19 protein-coding genes are annotated in these 19,934 nt (G+C 50.0%); 10 read left to right on the top strand and 9 right to left on the bottom strand.

Features of this window, described 5'->3' with window-relative positions; all coding sequences use genetic code 11:
• The first annotated feature begins 130 nt into the window (after window positions 1-130).
• The 3 genes from metN to AC6R0S_RS13845 are packed head-to-tail and all read left to right on the top strand — an operon-like array spanning window position 131 to window position 2,670.
• Window positions 131-1,165 (top strand): methionine ABC transporter ATP-binding protein MetN, encoded by a 1,035-nt coding sequence (metN, locus tag AC6R0S_RS13855; protein WP_334554519.1) that lies wholly within the window; start codon window positions 131-133, stop codon window positions 1,163-1,165.
• Entirely contained in the window at window positions 1,155-1,832 is a 678-nt protein-coding gene (locus tag AC6R0S_RS13850) for a methionine ABC transporter permease (protein ID WP_334554517.1), read from the top strand. The genes metN and AC6R0S_RS13850 overlap by 11 nt, the downstream gene beginning before the upstream one ends.
• 28 nt (window positions 1,833-1,860) lie before the next feature.
• Window positions 1,861-2,670 (top strand): MetQ/NlpA family lipoprotein, encoded by an 810-nt coding sequence (locus AC6R0S_RS13845; RefSeq protein ID WP_487901256.1) that lies wholly within the window; start codon window positions 1,861-1,863, stop codon window positions 2,668-2,670.
• Window positions 2,671-2,789: 119 nt separating this feature from the next.
• On the opposite strand, the gene AC6R0S_RS13840 is transcribed toward AC6R0S_RS13845, so the two are convergent.
• The 3 genes from AC6R0S_RS13840 to ykgO form a co-directional block, all read right to left on the bottom strand.
• Complete coding sequence (locus tag AC6R0S_RS13840) at window positions 2,790-3,317, bottom strand: cytochrome b (protein WP_500631714.1); 528 nt, start codon at window positions 3,315-3,317, stop codon at window positions 2,790-2,792.
• A gap of 163 nt (window positions 3,318-3,480) precedes the next feature.
• The gene (locus tag AC6R0S_RS13835; protein ID WP_500631715.1) at window positions 3,481-5,067 is read right to left on the bottom strand and encodes an AbgT family transporter; all 1,587 of its coding nucleotides are present in this window, start codon (window positions 5,065-5,067) and stop codon (window positions 3,481-3,483) included.
• 227 nt (window positions 5,068-5,294) lie between these two features.
• Window positions 5,295-5,420 (bottom strand): type B 50S ribosomal protein L36, encoded by a 126-nt coding sequence (gene ykgO, locus AC6R0S_RS13830; protein WP_005380299.1) that lies wholly within the window; start codon window positions 5,418-5,420, stop codon window positions 5,295-5,297.
• A 119-nt stretch (window positions 5,421-5,539) separates the two neighbouring features.
• On the opposite strand from ykgO, the gene tsaA reads away from it, so the two are divergent.
• Together tsaA and AC6R0S_RS13820 are read left to right on the top strand one after the other, a co-directional pair.
• Complete coding sequence (gene tsaA / locus AC6R0S_RS13825; protein ID WP_500631716.1) at window positions 5,540-6,235, top strand: tRNA (N6-threonylcarbamoyladenosine(37)-N6)-methyltransferase TrmO; 696 nt, start codon at window positions 5,540-5,542, stop codon at window positions 6,233-6,235.
• A gap of 109 nt (window positions 6,236-6,344) precedes the next feature.
• Window positions 6,345-8,060, top strand: a complete 1,716-nt coding sequence (locus AC6R0S_RS13820) for a proline--tRNA ligase (protein ID WP_500631717.1) — start codon at window positions 6,345-6,347, stop codon at window positions 8,058-8,060.
• 82 nt (window positions 8,061-8,142) lie between these two features.
• Here the strand turns inward: AC6R0S_RS13820 and AC6R0S_RS13815 are convergent, their stop codons facing one another.
• Entirely contained in the window at window positions 8,143-8,988 is an 846-nt protein-coding gene (locus AC6R0S_RS13815) for a class II glutamine amidotransferase (protein WP_500626565.1), read from the bottom strand.
• Window positions 8,989-9,023: 35 nt separating this feature from the next.
• Window positions 9,024-9,599, bottom strand: a complete 576-nt coding sequence (gene lpcA, locus AC6R0S_RS13810) for a D-sedoheptulose 7-phosphate isomerase (RefSeq protein ID WP_334554503.1) — start codon at window positions 9,597-9,599, stop codon at window positions 9,024-9,026.
• A 321-nt stretch (window positions 9,600-9,920) separates the two neighbouring features.
• Here lpcA and fadE point away from each other — a divergent pair, with 321 nt between their 5' ends.
• Window positions 9,921-12,374, top strand: a complete 2,454-nt coding sequence (gene fadE / locus AC6R0S_RS13805; protein ID WP_500638149.1) for an acyl-CoA dehydrogenase FadE — start codon at window positions 9,921-9,923, stop codon at window positions 12,372-12,374.
• Between the two features lie 223 nt (window positions 12,375-12,597).
• Here fadE and AC6R0S_RS13800 read toward each other — a convergent pair whose 3' ends face one another.
• Window positions 12,598-13,848, bottom strand: coding sequence for a TIGR03503 family protein (locus AC6R0S_RS13800; protein WP_500631719.1), 1,251 nt, complete (start codon window positions 13,846-13,848; stop codon window positions 12,598-12,600).
• Between the two features lie 8 nt (window positions 13,849-13,856).
• Window positions 13,857-14,600, bottom strand: a complete 744-nt coding sequence (gene dnaQ, locus AC6R0S_RS13795) for a DNA polymerase III subunit epsilon (protein ID WP_487901264.1) — start codon at window positions 14,598-14,600, stop codon at window positions 13,857-13,859.
• 55 nt (window positions 14,601-14,655) lie between these two features.
• Between dnaQ and rnhA the strand changes: the two genes are divergently transcribed.
• Window positions 14,656-15,120 (top strand): ribonuclease HI, encoded by a 465-nt coding sequence (gene rnhA, locus AC6R0S_RS13790; RefSeq protein ID WP_487901265.1) that lies wholly within the window; start codon window positions 14,656-14,658, stop codon window positions 15,118-15,120.
• A 26-nt stretch (window positions 15,121-15,146) separates the two neighbouring features.
• Here rnhA and AC6R0S_RS13785 read toward each other — a convergent pair whose 3' ends face one another.
• Window positions 15,147-15,884, bottom strand: a complete 738-nt coding sequence (locus AC6R0S_RS13785; protein ID WP_500638148.1) for a class I SAM-dependent methyltransferase — start codon at window positions 15,882-15,884, stop codon at window positions 15,147-15,149.
• 55 nt (window positions 15,885-15,939) lie between these two features.
• On the opposite strand from AC6R0S_RS13785, the gene gloB reads away from it, so the two are divergent.
• The 3 genes from gloB to AC6R0S_RS13770 all read left to right on the top strand — a co-directional run bounded on the left by gloB (window position 15,940) and on the right by AC6R0S_RS13770 (window position 19,026).
• Window positions 15,940-16,698: a hydroxyacylglutathione hydrolase gene (gene gloB, locus AC6R0S_RS13780; RefSeq protein ID WP_334554494.1), complete on the top strand. Its 759-nt coding sequence runs from the start codon at window positions 15,940-15,942 to the stop codon at window positions 16,696-16,698.
• Window positions 16,699-16,768: 70 nt separating this feature from the next.
• A complete protein-coding gene (locus AC6R0S_RS13775) occupies window positions 16,769-18,343 on the top strand; it encodes a LysM peptidoglycan-binding domain-containing protein (RefSeq protein WP_500633912.1) in 1,575 nt (524 codons plus the stop codon).
• The gene (locus AC6R0S_RS13770) at window positions 18,340-19,026 is read left to right on the top strand and encodes a YIP1 family protein (protein ID WP_487901269.1); all 687 of its coding nucleotides are present in this window, start codon (window positions 18,340-18,342) and stop codon (window positions 19,024-19,026) included. Before AC6R0S_RS13775 ends, AC6R0S_RS13770 begins: the two co-directional genes overlap by 4 nt.
• On the opposite strand, the gene AC6R0S_RS13765 is transcribed toward AC6R0S_RS13770, so the two are convergent.
• Window positions 19,016-19,870: an endonuclease/exonuclease/phosphatase family protein gene (locus AC6R0S_RS13765; protein ID WP_500631723.1), complete on the bottom strand. Its 855-nt coding sequence runs from the start codon at window positions 19,868-19,870 to the stop codon at window positions 19,016-19,018. The two genes, AC6R0S_RS13770 and AC6R0S_RS13765, sit on opposite strands and share 11 nt — an antisense overlap.
• Window positions 19,871-19,934: the final 64 nt, after the last annotated feature.

Here is a 19,934-nt window from a genome sequence, read left to right as displayed (position 1 = left end):
GGCGTTTGGACGTCTAGCCGTAAAAATATCTATTGACACTAAACCTGCAAACCCATAGCATCGTCTACCAAATGAGAGGTAGTTCAAAATAATCGACTTCTCACCAAGTTATTTGCAAGCGGGTTAACTGATGATTGAAATTAATCAAGTCAACAAGGTGTTTTATCAGGGCAGCAAGGAAATCCATGCGCTGAAAGACATTAACCTTACGGTTCCTCAAGGAACGATTTTCGGTGTTATTGGCTCTTCTGGAGCAGGGAAAAGTACACTGATTCGCTGCGTGAACATGTTGGAAGCGCCCACCTCAGGTTCAATCAAGGTTGATGGTGTTGATTTGACGACACTGTCTAAATCACAGCTGAGCCAAGCACGCCGCAATATCGGTATGATTTTCCAGCACTTTAATCTGCTTTCATCCCGCACTGTGTTTGATAATGTCGCACTGCCACTTGAACTGGCGGGCAAAGACAAAAACGCCATCACCACTAAGGTAACCGAACTGCTCAAACTGGTCGGCCTTGCTGATAAGCATGAAAGCTACCCGTCAAACCTCAGTGGTGGTCAGAAACAACGTGTTGCGATCGCTCGTGCGCTCGCATCAGATCCTAAAGTGCTGCTGTGTGATGAAGCGACCAGCGCGCTCGATCCCGCGACAACTCAATCGATTCTTGAGCTGTTAAAAGAGATCAACCGCAAGCTGAACATTACTATGCTTTTGATCACTCACGAGATGGACGTGGTCAAAAGCATTTGTCACCAAGTGGCGATCATCGGTGGTGGTGAATTGGTGGAGAAAGGCACGGTTGGTGATATTTTTGCTCACCCGAAAACCGAGCTGGCGCACCAATTTATCCGCTCTACGCTCGACTTGTCGATCCCAGAAGATTACGAGGCTCGCTTGCAAAGCAGCCGCGTTGAAGGCAGCTACCCTCTGGTACGCCTTGAATTCACTGGCGCAACCGTCGATGCACCGCTGATGAGCCAAATTGCGCGTAAATTCAATATCGATGTCAGCATTCTGAGTTCAGACTTAGATTACGCCGGTGGCGTAAAATTCGGCATGATGGTCGCCGAGCTATTTGGTAATGAGCAAGACGACAACGCAGCAATCGAATTTCTGCGTGAACACAATGTAAAGGTAGAGGTGCTTGGCTATGTCCTTTAACACGATTTCACAGTGGCTCGAGCTTAACAGTAAGCTATTGATTGGCGCGACGTGGGAAACCCTCTACATGGTCGCCGTCGCGGGTATCGTGGGCTTTGCTGTCGGTATCCCTCTCGGCGTTATCTTACACACGACCAAAAAAGGTGGCCTACTAGAAAACACCAAACTCAATGGTGTGTTGGGCGCAATCGTCAATATTGGTCGCTCCGTGCCGTTTTTGGTGTTGATGGTTGCCATCATCCCTGTGACGAAACTGTTGGTGGGCACTTTTATCGGTACCACCGCCGCCATCGTGCCGCTCACGATTGGTGCGATTCCATTCGTCGCTCGCCTGATTGAAGGCGCACTACTGGAAGTACCAAGCGGTTTGGTCGAGGCTGCGCAATCTATGGGTGCGACGCCAATGCAAATCATCAGTAAAGTATTGCTTCCTGAAGCGATGCCGACCATCGTCAACTCCGTCACCATCACTTTGGTGACATTGGTGAGCTACTCAGCAATGGCGGGTACAGTGGGCGGCGGCGGTCTAGGTGATGTCGCGATACGTTACGGATTCCACCGCTACGATGTAGTCATCATGGCTGTGACAGTGGTGATGCTCATCGTACTGGTTCAAATTATTCAATCTATCGGCGATGCGATTGTACGCCGAGTGGATCACAGATAAACATTAAGAATTTCACAAGGAGAAGGTCATGAAATTTAATCTTAAAGGTCTTTTGGCGATTGCCGCTGCGGCATCTGCATTGGTTCTGTCTGGTTGTGGCGAAAAAGAAGCGGACAACAGCAAAATCAAAGTCGGCGTGATGGCGGGTGCAGAAGCACAAGTTGCTGAAGTAGCAGCAAAAGTGGCGAAAGAGCAGTTCGGTCTGGATGTAGAGTTGGTGACATTCACGGATTACGTTACTCCTAATGCAGCCTTGGATGACGGTTCAATCGACATCAACGCGTTCCAGCACAAACCATACCTAGATCAGCAAATTGCTGACCGTAGTTACAAGCTGGCTATCGCAGGTAACACTTTCGTTTACCCAATCGCGGGTTACTCTAAGCAAGTGACCTCTGTGGAAGAGATCGAAGAGGGTGCACGTATCGCCGTTCCTAACGATCCAACTAACCTAGGTCGCTCATTGATTCTACTAGAGCAGCAAGGTCTGATCACACTGCGTGAAGGCGTTGGTCTACTGGCAACGGTACGCGACATCGTTGAAAATCCAAAAAACATCTCAATTCTTGAGCTAGACGCTGCCCAGCTGCCACGCTCTCTTGATGATGTTGCGCTGTCTGTCATCAACACCACTTACGCAAGCTCTATCAACCTGACGCCAGAGAAAGACGGTGTGTTTGTTGAAGATAAAGAGTCACCATACGTGAACCTTATCGTTGCGCGTGAAAACAACGTCTCAGCAGAGAATGTACAAAACTTCGTAAAAGCTTACCAAACTGACGAAGTGTACAACGCTGCCTCAGACATCTTCCAAGGTGGTGTCGTTAAAGGTTGGTAATCTGACCTAAACGCTCAATAACACAGTAAATACCAAAAAGGGTCGACGTTCATGTCGACCCTTCTTCTATCTTGGTATTCTCTGATCGAAATGCATTCCCATCAGCCTGTCATTGTGGATTATTTACGCCCCAACATACGACTCAAAGTACCATCCTTATCGACCCATTGATGCTTAAGCGCCGCGGCAATGTGGAGCACCAAGGCCGCAATAATGATCTTAGGGGCAAACCCATGTACGCCCCCCCCGAGCGATTGCAGCCACTCTATTTTTTCCCCTGCAGCAAGGATCTCGACGCCAAACACCTCCAGTGCTCGCCCGCCGCCGACGCTCATGGCGATGCCTGAGATAGGCATCAGTAGTGTCGCCAGCATCAAAATGCCATGAATCGACTTGGCTAGAATCTCTTGAACTCGGGTCAACACCGCCGAGCTTTCAATCGGCCCTTCTTTGAGTCGCCACGCCACGCGCAACACAGCGATCAGCAAAATAATCACGCCAAGGGATTTGTGAATCCCCATTAACTCGCCTTTGGCTGGGCTTCGCTCCATTTGCTCAAGATACAAGCCAAGGCCTAACACGCCAATAAAACCAAGGCCCGTTAACCAGTGAAAAAAGAGGGTGGGTTTAGAATGTGGATTGCTCATAATGACGGTCTCTTATTAAAAGTATGCTGTCTATTATCTGGTCACCCTAGCCATCAATCCAGAGACTTCTAAGTAAAAAAACGTAAAGAGCAAAAAACGTAAAGAGCAGGCAAAAAAAAGCCGAAGCAAACGCTTCGGCTAAGGGAAAGTGTGAATCTATCGACTACGGCGTGTAGTAGGTCGCCGCGCCTGGACCAACAGGTAGACCAAGGATGAACACCCATACGTAGAAGAGTATACTCCAACCAACGATAAAGCAGATTGAGTACGGCAGCATCGTCGCGATGAGAGTACCGATACCGAGATTCTTCATGTAGCGAGTTGCCACAGCGAGGATCAGACCAAAGTAACTCATCATAGGTGTGATGATGTTGGTCGTTGAGTCACCAATACGGTAAGCCGCTTGAATCGTTTCTGGAGCGTAGCCAACCAGCATCAACATAGGCACGAAAATCGGTGCGGTGACCGCCCACTGCGCTGACGCTGAACCGATCATCAAGTTGATGAAGCCGCACATCAAGATAAAGGCGAAGAACAGCATTGGGCCAGTAAGACCAATATTTTGCAAGAAACCGGCACCGGCTACGGCAAACACTTGACCAAAGTTCGTCCATTTGAAAAATGCAACAAACTGCGCAGCAAAGAAGACTAAGACAATGTACATGCCCATTGAAGACATGGATTTAGACATCGCATCAATCACGTCACGGTCATTGTTCATCGTGCCCACTACGCGGCCGTAAACAAAGCCAGGAATCGCGAAGAAGACAAAGATAAACGCCACGATGCTCTTAAGGAACGGAGAACCCGCGACAGTACCTGTACTTGAGCGCAATACGCCATCTTCTGGAACGATAGTCCAAGCCAGCAGCGCCGATACCACTAGGATCGCAATACCTGCCAACTTCAAGCCTTTCTTTTCGATAGCCGTCAGGCTACCCATTTTGTCTTGAGACAGATCTTCCGCCGCTTCTTCGTCATTGTATTTACCCAGTTTTGGCTCAACGATTTTCTCAGTCACGAAGGCACCGGTAATAGCGATAAAGAAGGTGGAGACGAACATAAAGTACCAGTTCACCTCAGGACCGACGGTGTAAGTTGGGTCGATCATCTGAGCGGCGGTCTCGGTAATACCAGACAGCAGTGGATCCACCGTACCAATAAGCAAGTTCGCCGAGTAGCCACCGGATACACCGGCAAACGCCGCCGCCAAGCCCGCCAAGGGATGACGACCCAAAGAGTGGAATAGCATCGCTGCCAGTGGGATCAGAACCACATAGCCTAGCTCAGATGCGGTGTTAGAAATGATACCAGCAAAAACCACGGTCACAGTAACCATGCGCTTAGACGCGCCCATCACCATACCGCGCATCGCGGCAGAAAGTAGACCCGAGTGTTCAGCGATCGCAACACCTAACATGGCGACCAATACCGTCCCGAGCGGCGCAAAGCCAACGAAGTTCTTCACCAGGTTGGTCACGATCAGTTGAAGGCCTTCAGCGTTCAGTAAGCTGACCACATGAATCATTCCATCTGCGGCACGACCGCTTGCCCCTTCAGGACGAGGATCGATGACTGACACTTCGAAGTACCCGGCAACGCCAGATAGCACGAGAATCGCGAGACAGAAAATAGCAAATAGTGTGATTGGGTGGGGTAATAGGTTCCCCAAATACTCTACCGAGTCAAGAAAGCGGGTAAAAATAGGCTTTTTCGGCGAGCTTTGTTTCATTGAAGCAGATGAACTCATCTGTTCCCTCCTTGTCGTTTTTCCTACGCTTTTGTGACAGGGCTGTCACAAAAGCTTGGGCAGAGTACTCGACAAGAAGGTCAATTAGAAATCCTAAATGTTACAAAACGTATCAAACAGTAGAACAATCAACCAAAAAAATTAGCTTACAATGAAAAATATCACTAATTAAACGATAAATAACAACATAAAAAACCACAAATAAAATAAACACCATCAATCATTTGTTACTTTTGCACCGCCTTAAAGCGAGGATTGGTTTTGCAGATCACGTATAAGCGCCCTCTTCGCTTAACGATTTGGCAATCAGGATGACGGCTTTTTGCACTCTTTAATGATTTCACGACTTTCATCTCTTAATTCTCCATTAATTGTTATGTTATAACATGTCAATTAATAATCATTATCAATAAGAAAAGCAAGCAAAATTTGTGATACTTTGCCGTATCAATCCGTACTGAAGACCTTAGCCATGTATTCCATAGAACCGATTGGCATTATCGAAAGCCCTTACAAAGAGAAATTCGCCGTTCCTCGTCAACCTCGCTTGGTCCCTGCTGCGCGATCACGCGTCAAACTGCAAGGGGCGGCCAATAGCCCTGAAGCCGTGCGTGGATTAGAGCAGTTTTCTCACGTGTGGTTGCTGTTTTTGTTTGATCAGAATCTGCAAGCGGGATGGAAGCCCACTGTGCGTCCGCCTCGCTTGGGCGGCAATGAGCGCATTGGTGTGTTTGCCTCGCGCTCGACATTCAGACCTAACGGTATCGGCATGTCGGCGGTCGAAGTCAAAGGGGTGAGCAGGCAAGGCGATCAGATCTATCTGGATCTGGGCAACGTTGACTTGGTCGACGGCACCCCGATTATCGACATCAAGCCCTATATCCCCTACTCAGATTCAGTGGCTGAGGCCAAAGGAGGCTACGCGGAAGCAGAGCCTGAAACCTCTCAAGTCCACTTCTCCTCGACTGCGCTAGCCTCGCTCAACAAGCACCACGATGCGGAGTATGTCAAAACCGTTATCGAACAAGTACTGGCGCAAGACCCTCGTCCGGCCTACAAAAAGAATAAGCCCGACGACAAGGAATATGCGGTAAATTTGTTCGATCTGAACGTCAAGTTCACCGTTCACGATAACTTAATAACAGTTACTGCGATTGAAAGCTTTTGACAACACTCTTTGGCTGATATTATAAGCGGCTAACCATTTTCCCTTTGTGGGATCTTCATACTTCAGCCCGTTGGCTTGAGTATCTAACTTTACTAAACGGATAAATTGAATGCGTACCAGTAACTATCTTCTTTCTACTCTTAAGGAGACTCCAAACGACGCAGAGGTCGTGAGCCACCAGCTCATGCTCCGCGCAGGTATGATCCGTAAGCTGGCTTCAGGTCTATACACCTGGCTGCCTACTGGTCTGCGTGTGCTGCGTAAAGTCGAAAACATCGTTCGTCAAGAAATCGACAATGCAGGCGCCGTCGAAACCTTGATGCCCGTTGTTCAGCCGTTTGAACTATGGGAAGAGACAGGCCGCAGCGAGAAGATGGGTCCTGAACTCCTTCGCTTTACTGACCGCCATACGCGTCCGTTTGTTCTAAGCCCAACCGCGGAAGAAGTGATCACTAGCCTAGTGCGCAACGAAGTGAGCTCTTACAAACAACTACCGCTCAACCTGTACCAAATCCAAACCAAATTCCGCGATGAGCGTCGCCCACGTTTTGGCGTAATGCGTGCACGAGAATTCTGCATGATGGACGCATACAGCTTTGACATCGACAAAGAAGGTCTAGAGAAATCTTACCAAGCAATGCACGATGCGTACTGTAAAGCCTTCGATCGCATGGGTCTTGAGTACCGCCCAGTACTGGCTGACTCTGGCGCTATTGGTGGTAGTGGTTCTCAAGAGTTCCACGTACTTGCGGAAAGTGGTGAAGACCTCATCGCCTTCTCGACTGAGTCTGATTACGCAGCGAACATCGAAAAAGCCGAAGCGGCCGCACCTGCTGGTGAGCGCGCTGAGCCAACTCAAGAGATGACGCTGGTGGATACGCCAAACGCGAAAACCATCGCAGAGCTTGTAGAGCAACACGGTCTACCTATCGAGAAGACAGTGAAAACGCTTTTCGTAAAAGCCTCTGATGAAGTAGACGCAGACATCATCGCGCTAATCATCCGTGGCGACCACGAACTAAACGAAGTGAAAGCAGAAAACCTTCCTCAAGTTGCAGCTCCTCTAGAGATGGCAAGCGAAGAAGAGATTCGCGCCCTGATCGGCGCAGGTCCTGGCTCACTCGGCCCTGTGGGTCTTGAGTTGCCATTCATCGTTGACCGCACTGTTGCTGTAATGAGCGACTTCGGTGCGGGTGCGAACGTTGATGGCAAGCACTACTTCGGTATCAACTGGGGTCGTGACGTTGAGCTTGGCCAAGTTGAAGATCTGCGTAATGTTGTCGAAGGCGATCCAAGCCCATGTGGAAAAGGTACCCTAATGCTTAAGCGTGGTATCGAAGTGGGTCACATCTTCCAGCTTGGCAATGTTTACTCACAAGCGATGAACTGTGGCGTGCTGGGCCCTGACGGTAAGAACGTCATCCTGGAGATGGGTTGTTACGGTATCGGTGTGTCACGCGTTGTGGCTTCAGCGATTGAACAAAACCACGACAAATACGGCATCATCTGGCCAGACGCTCTAGCGCCTTTCCAAGTAGCGATCGTACCAATGAACATGCACAAGTCTGAAGAAGTGAAAGAAGCAGCTGAGAAGCTGTACGCTGAACTGACGGCTATGGGTATCGAAGTCCTATTCGATGACCGTAAAGAGCGCCCAGGCGTTATGTTCTCTGATATGGAACTGATCGGTATTCCTCACACTATCGTGATTGGTGACCGTTCAATGAAAGAAGGCAACTTCGAGTACAAGAACCGCCGCTCGGGAGAGAAGACGCCAGTCGCTATCGCTGACGTGATTGAGCACCTCAAGGCACAACTTAGCTAATACCGCTTAAGCGATACAAACAAAAAAGGTTGACGTGAAAGCGTCAACCTTTTCTATTTTGGATGTTTGCTCAATGGCGACGCTACTCCAAAGGCTCTGTCGGCGCTTGACTGGCGACCTTCTTCTCGGCATAAGCCACATCTACCAGCGCATCCGCATTGCCATCAATCAGCTCTCCAAAGTGAAAAATACCAAACTCACCCGGCTTCATCCGATGCCAGGTTTCATTGTCCGTCAGCGGTTGAGTAGCAATCACTGAGACAATATCGTTGGGCGTCGTCTCTTCTTGAAAGTTGATGGTCACATCTTCATCAATCAATGTCGCTTGCCCAAAAGGCGCGCGGCGCGTGATCCAATACAGATGATTGGTGCAATACGTCATCACATACTCTCCGTCAGAGAGCAACATATTGAAGACCCCTTTCTCTTTGAGCATGTCACAACACATGGCCACAAAGCGAAATACCCCCACCATGTCGTGCGGTGGTTGTGGGTAACGATCTTCCATCTGCTTGAGCAGCCAACAAAACGCCATCTCACTGTCGGTTTGCCCCACTGGCCGATGCCGACCTGTGTCCATCTGTTGGTAGTCCGTCAACTGGCCATTGTGGGCAAAAGTCCAGTAACGCCCCCAGAGCTCGCGGGTAAACGGATGGGTATTTTCCAGATTCACACCACCACGGTTGGCTTGGCGAATATGGCTGATGACCGCACGGCTCTTAATCGGATAGTTTTGCACTAACTCGGCAATTTTCGACTGACAGCTAGGGTTAGGGTCTTTGAAATTACGAAAACCTTTCCCCTCATAGAAGGTGATCCCCCAGCCATCACTGTGCGGGCCAGTTTTGCCCCCACGCTGCATTAAGCCAGTGAAACTGAAACAAATATCGGTCGGAACGTTGGCACTCATACCGAGCAATTCACACATGCTTCAAACCACTCCCTGTCAACGTGATGGCGTAATTACGCCATCTCCTTTTCAATCAATTGGATCACAATGTGGATGATTTTGATGTGGATCTCTTGAATGCGATCCGCGTAGCCGAAATGAGGAACACGAATCTCGATATCCGCTACCCCCGCCATTTTGCCGCCGTCTTTACCCGTCAGAGCGATGGTTTTCATGCCTTTCGCTTTTGCCGCTTCTATCGCCTTAAGAATGTTCCCTGAGTTGCCCGAGGTAGAGAGGCCAAACAGAACATCCCCAGCCGAACCGACCGCTTCAACATAACGAGAGAAAACAAAGTCATAACCAAAATCGTTGCTAACACAAGAGAGGTGGCTTGGATCTGAAATGGCAATCCCAGGGTAACCCGGACGATTTTCACGATAGCGTCCAGTGAGCTCTTCGGCGAAATGCATCGCATCGCAGTGTGAGCCGCCGTTACCGCACGAGAGCACTTTGCCCCCTTGCTTGAATGAATCGGCAATGAGTTTCGCTGCGGCTTCAATTTGAGCAATGTTGTGCTCATCACTTAAAAAGGCATTCAAGACGTTCGCCGCTTCAGTTAATTCACTTTTGATCAGATCGTGGTACATAGGGAATTCTCTAATTGTTATCTTCGATGGGGTGATTTAGCCACAAAGCTAAATACCATTGTTTACGAGTTTACTCGAACCATCCAGAGTGTCGATAGCTGCGCGTCAACTAATGCCAATTCCTCCCCCTACTTCGCCCACAAATTCAGCACGGACCGACAATTTTAGAATTTTCACTCTACTTAGATCACTTTTTAAGCACGATTGGGTTTTACATTTCATTAATGAGTTGTTTACACTCTAACTGGTTAGACCTCTTATAAGATAAACGACGTATAACCCTTAACCCTACATTTTGGGGCGTCGAAGAAGGAAATACACATGGACATCTTGCTCTCAATATTAGGCTTTACGGTGGTACTGGCGACCTGCTTATACCACCGCAGCTCCTTAATCCTTTCACTGTTTGCGTTAACACTGACGATGGTCGTGCTCTCCATCTGGGGCAGCGCAGGATCGTTGAGTTGGATACTGTACATCGCCGCCACTGCGGTTTTGGCCGTTCCATCGATTCGTCAGTCTCTGATCAGTAAAAAAGCCCTTTCTCTCTTTAAGAAAGTGCTGCCCGCCATGTCTCAAACCGAAAAAGAGGCGTTGGATGCCGGTACGGTTTGGTGGGAAGCAGAGCTTTTTAAAGGCAAACCAGACTGGAACAAGCTGCACGACATTAAAGCGCCGACGTTAAGTGCCGAGGAGCAAGCTTTCCTCGATGGCCCCGTCAATGAAGTGTGTGCGATGGTGAACGACTATCAGGTCACCCACGAGTTGGCCGATCTACCACCGCAAGTTTGGCAGTACCTAAAAGACAACAAGTTCTTCGCAATGATCATCAAGAAGCAGTACGGTGGGCTTGAGTTCTCTGCCTACGCTCAGTCGCTGGTATTGCAAAAGCTCACTGGCGTCTCTGGCGTGCTCTCTTCTACCGTTGGCGTGCCTAACTCATTGGGCCCGGGCGAACTGCTGCAACACTACGGCACCGACGAACAGAAAAACTACTATTTGCCACGCTTAGCCGAAGGTAAAGAGATCCCTTGTTTTGCACTGACCAGCCCAGAAGCAGGCTCAGACGCGGGATCCATTCCAGACTTCGGTATTGTCTGTAAAGGCGAATGGGAGGGCAAAGAAGTCCTCGGCATGCGCCTAACTTGGAACAAGCGCTACATCACGCTCGCCCCAGTCGCCACCGTTCTCGGCCTCGCCTTTAAATTGCGCGATCCAGACGGCTTACTCGGCGAGACGGAAGAACTCGGCATTACCTGTGCGCTGATTCCCACACACCTAAAAGGGGTGGAAATAGGCAATCGCCACTTCCCGCTCAACGTGCCTTTCCAAAACGGCCCGACACGAGCCAATGATCTGTTTGTACCTTTAGATTTCATCATTGGTGGCCCATCAATGGCCGGTCAAGGTTGGCGCATGCTGGTCGAATGTTTGTCTGTGGGTCGCGGGATCACCTTACCGTCGAACTCAACCGGTGGCATTAAGACGGCGGCTTTGGCAACTGGTGCGTACGCGCGTATTCGCCGTCAATTTAAACAACCGATTGGCCAGATGGAAGGCGTCGAAGAGCCATTAGCACGTCTAGGTGGTAACGCGTATGTGATGGACGCGGCGAGCAACCTGACTGTCGCGGGGATTGATTTGGGTGAAAAGCCCTCGGTCATCTCAGCGATCGTGAAGTATCACTGCACCCACCGCGGTCAGCAAAGCATCATCGATGCGATGGACATTGTCGGTGGTAAGGGCATTTGTCTTGGACCGAAGAACTTCCTCGCGCGCGGCTACCAAGGCTCCCCGATTGCCATCACGGTAGAAGGGGCCAACATCCTCACCCGCTCCATGATCATCTTTGGCCAAGGGGCGATTCGTTGCCATCCGTTTGTGCTGGAAGAGATGAATGCGGCTTACTCTGACGCCTCCGATGCGCTTGATAAGTTTGATAGCGCGCTCGCCGGTCACGTCAGCTTTACCCTGAGCAACCTTGTGCGCAGTGTCTGGCTGGGTGTTACCGATGGCCGTTTCTCCAGTGCACCGGTTCAAGACAGCACGAAACGTTACTACCAGCAGCTTAACCGCTACAGTGCTAACATTGCCTTCTTGGCCGATATTTCGATGGCGGTACTTGGTGGTTCGTTGAAGCGTAAAGAGCGCTTGTCGGCTCGCTTGGGCGACATTTTGAGTCAATTGTACTTAAGTTCAGCCACGCTGAAACGCTTTGACAACGATGGCCGCATTAGTGATGACTTGCCATTGGTTCACTGGGGATTGCAAGACAGTTTGAAGCAAACTGAGCTAGCGATTGATGAGTTTCTCGCCAACTTCCCAAATCCTTGGTTGGGTAAAATCCTGCGCGCTCTGATCCTGCCTTTTGGCCGCGTTCGCCGAGCGCCGAATGACAAACTCGACAGCAAAGTCGCGCAAATTCTGCAAACGCCAAGCGCCACTCGTGCTCGCTTAGGTCGTCATCAATACTTCGAAGCGAGTGAGTTCAATCCTGCGGGTAAAATTGAGCAAGCCTTGACGGTAATTTTAGAGGCAGAGCCGGTGTTTAAGAAAGTATGTAAAGCGCTCAATGAGCGTAAGCCTTTCTTGCGCCTCGATCTCATCGCCGATATTGGCCTAGAGAAAGGCATCATCGACACAAAAGAGGCTGAACTGCTACGCAGTGCCGAAGAGCACCGCCTCTATGTAATCAACGTCGATGATTTCGAGCCCAAAGAACTGGCGACCAAACCAGTTCGAAAGAGTAAGCCCAAAATCGTCGAAGTCGCCTAATGCGCGCATACTAAGCGTATAAAAACGACAAAGGGCAGCCTCGCTGCCCTTTGCTTTATCTCGCTATCCTTACTGGTAACTATGCTTACTGGTAAATAGAAACCTTCGCTAAGCCGACGAGTTATCGTCACTAAGGTTGATGTTAGATTGATAGAGAGCATCACTCTTAAACACTCTCCATCGATGCTTGCCTGCATAGCGCTGCCGCAACAGCTCTTACGGATTACTTCTTCGGCATCTCAAGTTGCATTTCCGGCATCGCTTCTTTCTTGGCTTTGAGCTTACGCATCACAAACCAGACCACTAGCCCCAACAAAATCGCAATTAGGTTGCCGACACCGATGATGATCATACTCTTGGTTCGCTGAGCTTTTCTAAACTCAGCCAACTGCATCTCTTCCATGATTTTCTGTTGCTTGAGGCGTTCCTCTTCTTGCAGACGACGGGTCTCAGCAATATCGATGTCTTCGACCACACTGTAGGTGTGTTGATTCTTGGCAAAGATCAGAGGACGTTGCGAGCCCAACTCGGTGGCGAAGGTCTTTGAGGACCATTGGTAATTGCCCAGCGTACCGTCATACGGCACTTCAAGCTCAAAGGTGCTGCTTTCTGGCTCCGAAGCCCCTTGCACGCTAACCACATTGCCCTTCGGATCAGTATGGTCGACAAACCCAGCAAGACTGCCTGGCATGATCATCCCCATCTCACCGGAGAACACCACGCGATGAGGCTCACCAGCGGCTCGTGATTGAATGAAGGTCGTTTCCAATGGGGTGGGATAAACCAATACCTCTTGCTCTTGAGCACGCAGGAACACACCATTGCCGGAGGTAATGCGCACGCGATACTTACCCGGCGCGCTGGTAATAGGTAGCGACACCGTAAACACGCCATCGCCCGCCACTTCGTCGAGCCCTTGACCATCATCAGCAAACACACCGATCTCTTCTGGCACCGGACGCGCTTCTTTGACTAACTGATCTTCATTCTCAACATACTTGGTGAAGGTCACTTTCAGTTGGACACGGTCCAAAAAATCACGCAAAACTAATGGTTTTTTATCCGCCGTTAAGCGAGCAGTGAACTTCAGCTCTTCCCCTTGATAGAGGCGGTTGGGCAGTACGTCAGTAGCCAGTTCAAGATGAGAAATCAGAGTAATTTTGTTCTTAGGCGTGACTTTACCGATCGCCTGCCAAGGACCGGGCATTGGGTTATCAATCGAGATGATGTCCATCGCCGATTCTTGATACCAACGCACATTGTCTGGGCTGCGCCAGGCGTAATATTTCTTACCATCAGGGCGCACTAACACCACAGGTTGGGAGTTTTGCGCGCGATAGATAACAAAGGTGATTTGCTTGATGGTGGGGTCGACTCGAAAACGGTTATCGAGCAGAGACATTGAGGACTCTTGCGCTGCAAATCCTAGACAACTAAATACCATGCCCACTAGGGCAATCCAACTCCTCAACATCCCTTCTCCTACTGACGCCAGAGGCTGCTTGCGCTCTTCTCGACGATATCTAATCTTTTATTGTGTGCTTCTAGTTCATCGGCCGTTGCTTTAATTACCTTTAGCGCTTTTCGACCACTGGCGACGCGTTTTATTGACTCACCTCCCACATCGCCGTCACTGGCGCTGCCGGGATTAAATTGCAAAGAGGTCTGCCCACCGGTCATCAACAGGTAAACGTCGGCGAGAATCTCCGCATCGAGCAAAGCGCCGTGCAAGGTACGGTGTGAATTATCTATGCCGTATCGCTCACACAAGATGTCCAAGTTGTTGCGCTTACCAGGGAAGATTTTCTTCGCCATCGCCAGCGTATCGGTGACTTTGCAGTAGTCTTCTGTTTTACCAATACTTGGGTCTAATAAGGCAAACTCATTGTCCATAAAGCCGGTATCGAAGGGCGCGTTGTGCGCCACCAATTCGGCCCCTTTGATGAACTCAAGAAACTCTTGGTGGATAGCGTGATACTCGGGCTTATCAACCAAAAACTCATCTGTAATACCGTGTACTTCTATCGCGTCTGGTTGAATCTCGCGATCGGGCTTAATGTAGACATGAAAGTGTCGCCCGGTCAGCTTACGATTAATGATCTCAACGGCACCGATTTCAATAATGCGGTGACCAATATGCGGCGCGCCGCCTTCTCGGTTCATACCTGTGGTTTCGGTATCGAGTACAACGATGCGGCCGTATTGCGAATTGCTGCTGGTATTCATAACAATATCTATGTCAGACTATGTCTCTAAGTGATTAAACCAATAGTACCAAAACATGACGAAACAGGTGGAAATTTTCACAGACGGTTCTTGCCTTGGCAACCCTGGACCCGGTGGTTATGGCGTTGTCCTGCGTTACAAACAGACGGAAAAAACCTTAGCCAAAGGCTATACCCTCACCACCAATAATCGCATGGAAATGATGGCTACCATCGTCGCTCTCAAGGCGCTCAAAGAGCCTTGTCATGTCATCCTCACCACCGATAGCCAGTACGTTCGCCAAGGCATCACGCAATGGATTCACAACTGGAAGAAGCGTGGCTGGAAAACCGCCGACAAAAAACCGGTAAAAAATGCCGATTTATGGCAAGCGTTAGATGCCGAAACCGCACGTCACAACGTCGAGTGGCACTGGGTGAAAGGCCATGCCGGGCACAGAGAAAACGAGATGTGCGATGAGCTAGCCAGAGCCGCCGCAGAAAACCCAACCGAAGAAGATACAGGCTATCAGCCGAGCTAACGGTTCTTTGTTCTTCAATACCGCAGCTATTGCTTAGGGTTGAGGGAAATTTTGTAATTGACGCCCAGTGGCGTCAATTTTCGTTTAAGCTTCCAGTGAGGTTTGATCGGCTTGAGCGGGTAAGTCCGCTTTCTTGCTACGATAAAATAGAGGCTGCCCATCGGCCGCGCCCACTCCCCCAGGCTATTTTCCATCCAAGTCCAAAACGTTCGATAGCTTTGCATCGGAAACAGAGCGTAGCGATCGCACTCCATCACTTCATAATTGAGTACGCCCAGCCAATCTTTAATGCGATTGGGGGTAAACATCCGGCCACTCCAAGGCAAGTTGTGTTTGCGCCACGGCATCAGGCTTGCCAAGCCGGTCAAACTCAGTGGGTTAAAACCGGTCAAAATCAGATAGCCATCATCCATCATCACTCGGTCAACCTCACGTAATAAGCGGTGGGGATCGTTACAATAATCGAGTTGGTGCGCCATAACGATGGCATCAAAGCTCTTTTCTAGAAACGGCAGTTGATAACCGTCAGCGATGACGTTATGCAAGGGATTTTTTATGTCGAGCTGGACTTGATGTTGAATGTTGCAACTAAAACTGGTTAACTCACAACTCAAGCCACCTAGCTTGAGCAGGTGATAACCAAACAGCTTCGGACACCATTCATCGACGCGAGTTTGGATAGACTCACTCACCCACTGGCCGTTTTTTAATTGCGTCCACGAATGGGGTTGTTCTAGCTTCTTCTTACTGCGGGCTGGCTTCATACTTAACCTGCTTCACTCAAGAGTCGATGACGACAGTGTCACTGGAGAGACTTCCATGTTAGAGATCAAAAGCATACCTGCATTTAACGACAATTACATCTGGCTTATCGAAAATCGAGATAAGCGTTGTGCGGTTGTCGACCCCGGTGATGCGGCTCCAGTCCTGGCGTATCTCAAACAGCACGAATTGAGTTTGGAAGCGATTTTAATTACCCACCATCACAACGATCACATTGGCGGCGTCGCCGAGCTAGTGCGCCAATTCCCGACCATCAATGTGGTGGGGCCAGCGAGCGAGCCGATTCCAACCTTGTCCCACTCTGTCTCTACTGGCGATCAAATCGAGCTGTTTGGTGAAGTGTTCCGTGTCGTCGGACTTGAAGGACATACATTAGGTCATATCGGCTACGTCGGTGATGGCAAACTGTTCTGCGGCGATGTACTGTTTTCTGCCGGCTGTGGGCGTGTGTTTGAAGGCACAATGGAACAGATGCATACCTCATTGTGCAAACTGGCGGCTCTACCTGATGAGACCGAGGTCTATTGCGCTCATGAATATACCGCGAGCAATGTCGCGTTTGCATTGGCGGTCGAGCCAGATAACGTCCAACTTCAGCAATATCGTGATGAAGTCAATCGGCTGCGTGCGCAAAATCAGCCCACCCTCCCTACCACGCTTGGGAGAGAAAAACGCATCAACCCTTTCTTGCGTACCGGCGAACCCAGTGTCATGCGCTCGGTCGCCAATCGGACCCAAGAGACAGACGCACTCGCGATATTTAGCGCATTACGTGAGTGGAAGAACGAATTTTAGCACTTTGGTGCTTGTCACTGCCTAAGTGACGAAAGTATTATCAGCAGCCAAAGATTAAAAGGGCTGGATAATGCGATTGAAACATAGCTGGGCTTTGGCTCTCCTGCTGACAGGGTGTCAACTGACTCAGTCTGACCATACCGGTGAAGGCGAAAGCCCTGACACCAATACTCCTAACACGGCTTTGCAGCACACATCAGTAGCTGCGAAGCCCGCGACCAAGACAAAAGCCACTAAACCCGCGCCCGTTGTGACCCCAGAGTCTCAAGAAGATGTGTGGCAGCGAATTGCGATGCAACTCGAGATGCCAATCCCGGAGGACAAAAGCGTGGATTACTACCGCACTTGGTATCTCAAACACCCTAACCATCTCAAAACCGTCTCCGAGCGCGCGCAGCCATTTCTCTACCTAATTACGGAGAAAATCGAGCAGCGTGGCCTTCCGCTAGAATTGGCCCTGCTTCCTGTCGTAGAGAGCTCATTTGATGCCTTTGCCTACTCGCACGGTAGCGCCGCTGGCTTGTGGCAGTTTGTACCTGCGACCGGTAAATCATTTGGCTTGAAACAGAACTACTGGTATGACGGACGTCGAGATGTCGATGCCGCGACCGATGCCGCGCTTGACTACCTCACTCAGTTAAACCGCCGCTTCGATGGCGATTGGCAACATGCCATCGCAGCCTACAATAGCGGTGGCGGTCGTGTCTCTAGTGCAATTCGTAAAAACAAAAAACTGGGTAAACCGACCGATTTTTTCTCGCTTGACCTCCCTAAAGAGACCAGTGGTTATGTTCCAAAACTGCTCGCCCTAGCGGATGTGGTGGCCAACCAAGAAAAATACGGTATCGATATTCCTGCCATCGCCAACCAACCTGTGGTTGAGCTGGTTGATCCTAAAGAGCAGTTAGATCTGGCGATTGCAGCCAACTACGCCGGTCTAACGGTAAAAGAGCTGCAAAGCTTAAACCCAGCTTACAATCAGTGGGCAACCGCGCCCGATGGCCCCCATCAGTTATTGCTGCCCGTCAATTCGGTCGCACCGTTTCGCCAAGCCGTTGAAGCCAACCGTGGTCAAGGCCTAAAAGTGGTGCGTTACAAGGTGAAATCGGGCGATAGCCTGAGTGTGATTGCCAACAAACACAACACAACCACTAAGGTGATTCGCACCGCCAATAACCTCAAAGGCAACACGATTCGCGCGGGTCAGTACCTGATGATTCCGACCTCGACCCGTGACGACAAAGCGTACACCTTGAGCGCATCCAACCGATTGGCACAAACCCAGTCTCAAGCGCGTGGCACCTATAAACTGACGCATACTGTGAAGTCAGGGGAGAGCCTCTGGAGCATTGCCTCTACCAACAACGTATCGCACCAATCCTTGGCAAAGTGGAATGGCATGAGCCCAAGAGACACGTTGCGCGTTGGCCAATCACTGGTGATTTGGAAAGAGAACAAAGAAGGCGCGATCATTCGCACTGTCTTTTATGATGTCCGCTCCGGAGATACCCTCAGTGGTATCGCGAGCAAGTTCAAAGTGAAAAGCCGCGACATCGTCAAATGGAATGACCTGAGCAATCAGAAATACCTCAAGCCCGGTCAAAAACTCAAGTTGTATGTCGATGTCACTAAGGTGAGCGTATGAACCCGTCAAGTAACCCTTTGATCATGCTGGTGGATATTTTCCGTTCGCCCAGCGCTTGCTTTCTCGCCTTGTACCAGCGCGGCATGTGGGGATGGCAACCCTACTTGTTTCTAATTCTGTCGCCATTTTTGTTCTGGGGCGCCTACTTTGACATGGTCAATGTCGCCTGGCTACAAGAGACACTGGAAGCGCAATTGGCTATCACCAATCCTGAGCAGCTCGCTCTACTGGATGCTAATACCTTAATGGCCAGTGAGATCATCAGTGATGTCGCCGGACGCACACTGACGATTGTGATGTTGGCGTTTTGGTTTAATTTGGCCACTAAGCCGAGTCAGCATCAACATGGTTTTTGGCGTTGGTTTGCGGCGAGCGCGGTGATCACCTTCCCAGCGATCATTGGCGATTTGGCGAGCTACATCAGTGTGCTGTTAAAACACGGTCAAGTGATGGTCTACGCTGCCGATCTCAATAGTTTGAATGGCTTACTCAAATTGCCGCTGACTCACTCATGGTCGCAATTTGCCAGCTCGTTTCCTTTGCTGCTGCCTTGGTACATCGCACTGGGATATGCAGCGGTCGGCACTTGGACGGAGTTTGAGCGTGGCCAAGCGTTAGCCATCGCCGCTCTCCCTTGGGTCGCTTACTACCTGATTTGGGCTCTCTATATTGTTATTTTTTAAGCTCAAAACTGGCTAACATTGGATTATGATCGGAGGCGTCACTGTGTGGTGCCTCTGCTGTCTTCAGCGTCAATCCACGATAGAAGATATGATCCAGCTGCAGGCCCGTCAGAAACTGAGTGCGGTTATCAGGCGTAAAAGTGACCGCGTTGAGCGCTAAGCCCGACAACGCTTGACGCATCACCGTCATGCGCTCTTCACTCCAACTGTTAAAATCCCCCGCCACCAGCATTGGCCCCTGATGCTTTCTGAGCTCCGTCACCAAGGTGTCAATTTGGCGCAGGTACTCTTGGGTGCCATAAGTGAAATTAACCGCATGAATGTTGACCACGGCAAGCTCACGGCCATCACTCAACGGATAACGAGCATAGAGCGCCGATTTGGGTAAACGCAGCCAAGGTTCCAATTCAGTGTAAGCGCAAGCCAGACGCGGGGCACCGAGTGTCAAATTGAGCACTCCGGCACTGGTATCAAACACTTTAAACGCATCCACTTGGGTGCCAAACCAACGCGCTTGTTCAATGTATTGCTTGAACGCCTCCCCCATGCTCGCCTCTTGCAGCAGCACCAACTGCTTGTTGTCACTGAGCTCGCGCAGCGCTGATTGCCAAGAGGGACGATTTTGCTTGTAGATATTCCACACCAATATATTCAGTTGCCCCTCTTTATCCAGCGCAGGCGCCTGTGGATTCTGGTAGCAATGCAGGGAGACCTGACTCTCTTGATTGGACAGCGAGTAGACCTGACGGTCGGCAGGCAAGATAAAAATGGTATGAAAGAGCGTGAGCCCCATTAGCGTAAGCGCACTTATGGTGACTAGCGTTATGGTAAGGCGTTGTTTCATTTCGCGACCCTATTTGGAAAAGGGAGAGTTGGAAAGCGGGTAGTGAGAAAAGGCATAGCTAGAA

Source organism: Vibrio sp. R15-SG3-ISO1B, assembly GCF_059833835.1.
The sequence above is the reverse complement of the archived record's forward strand: the minus strand, read 5'-3'. Positions and strand labels throughout refer to the sequence as shown.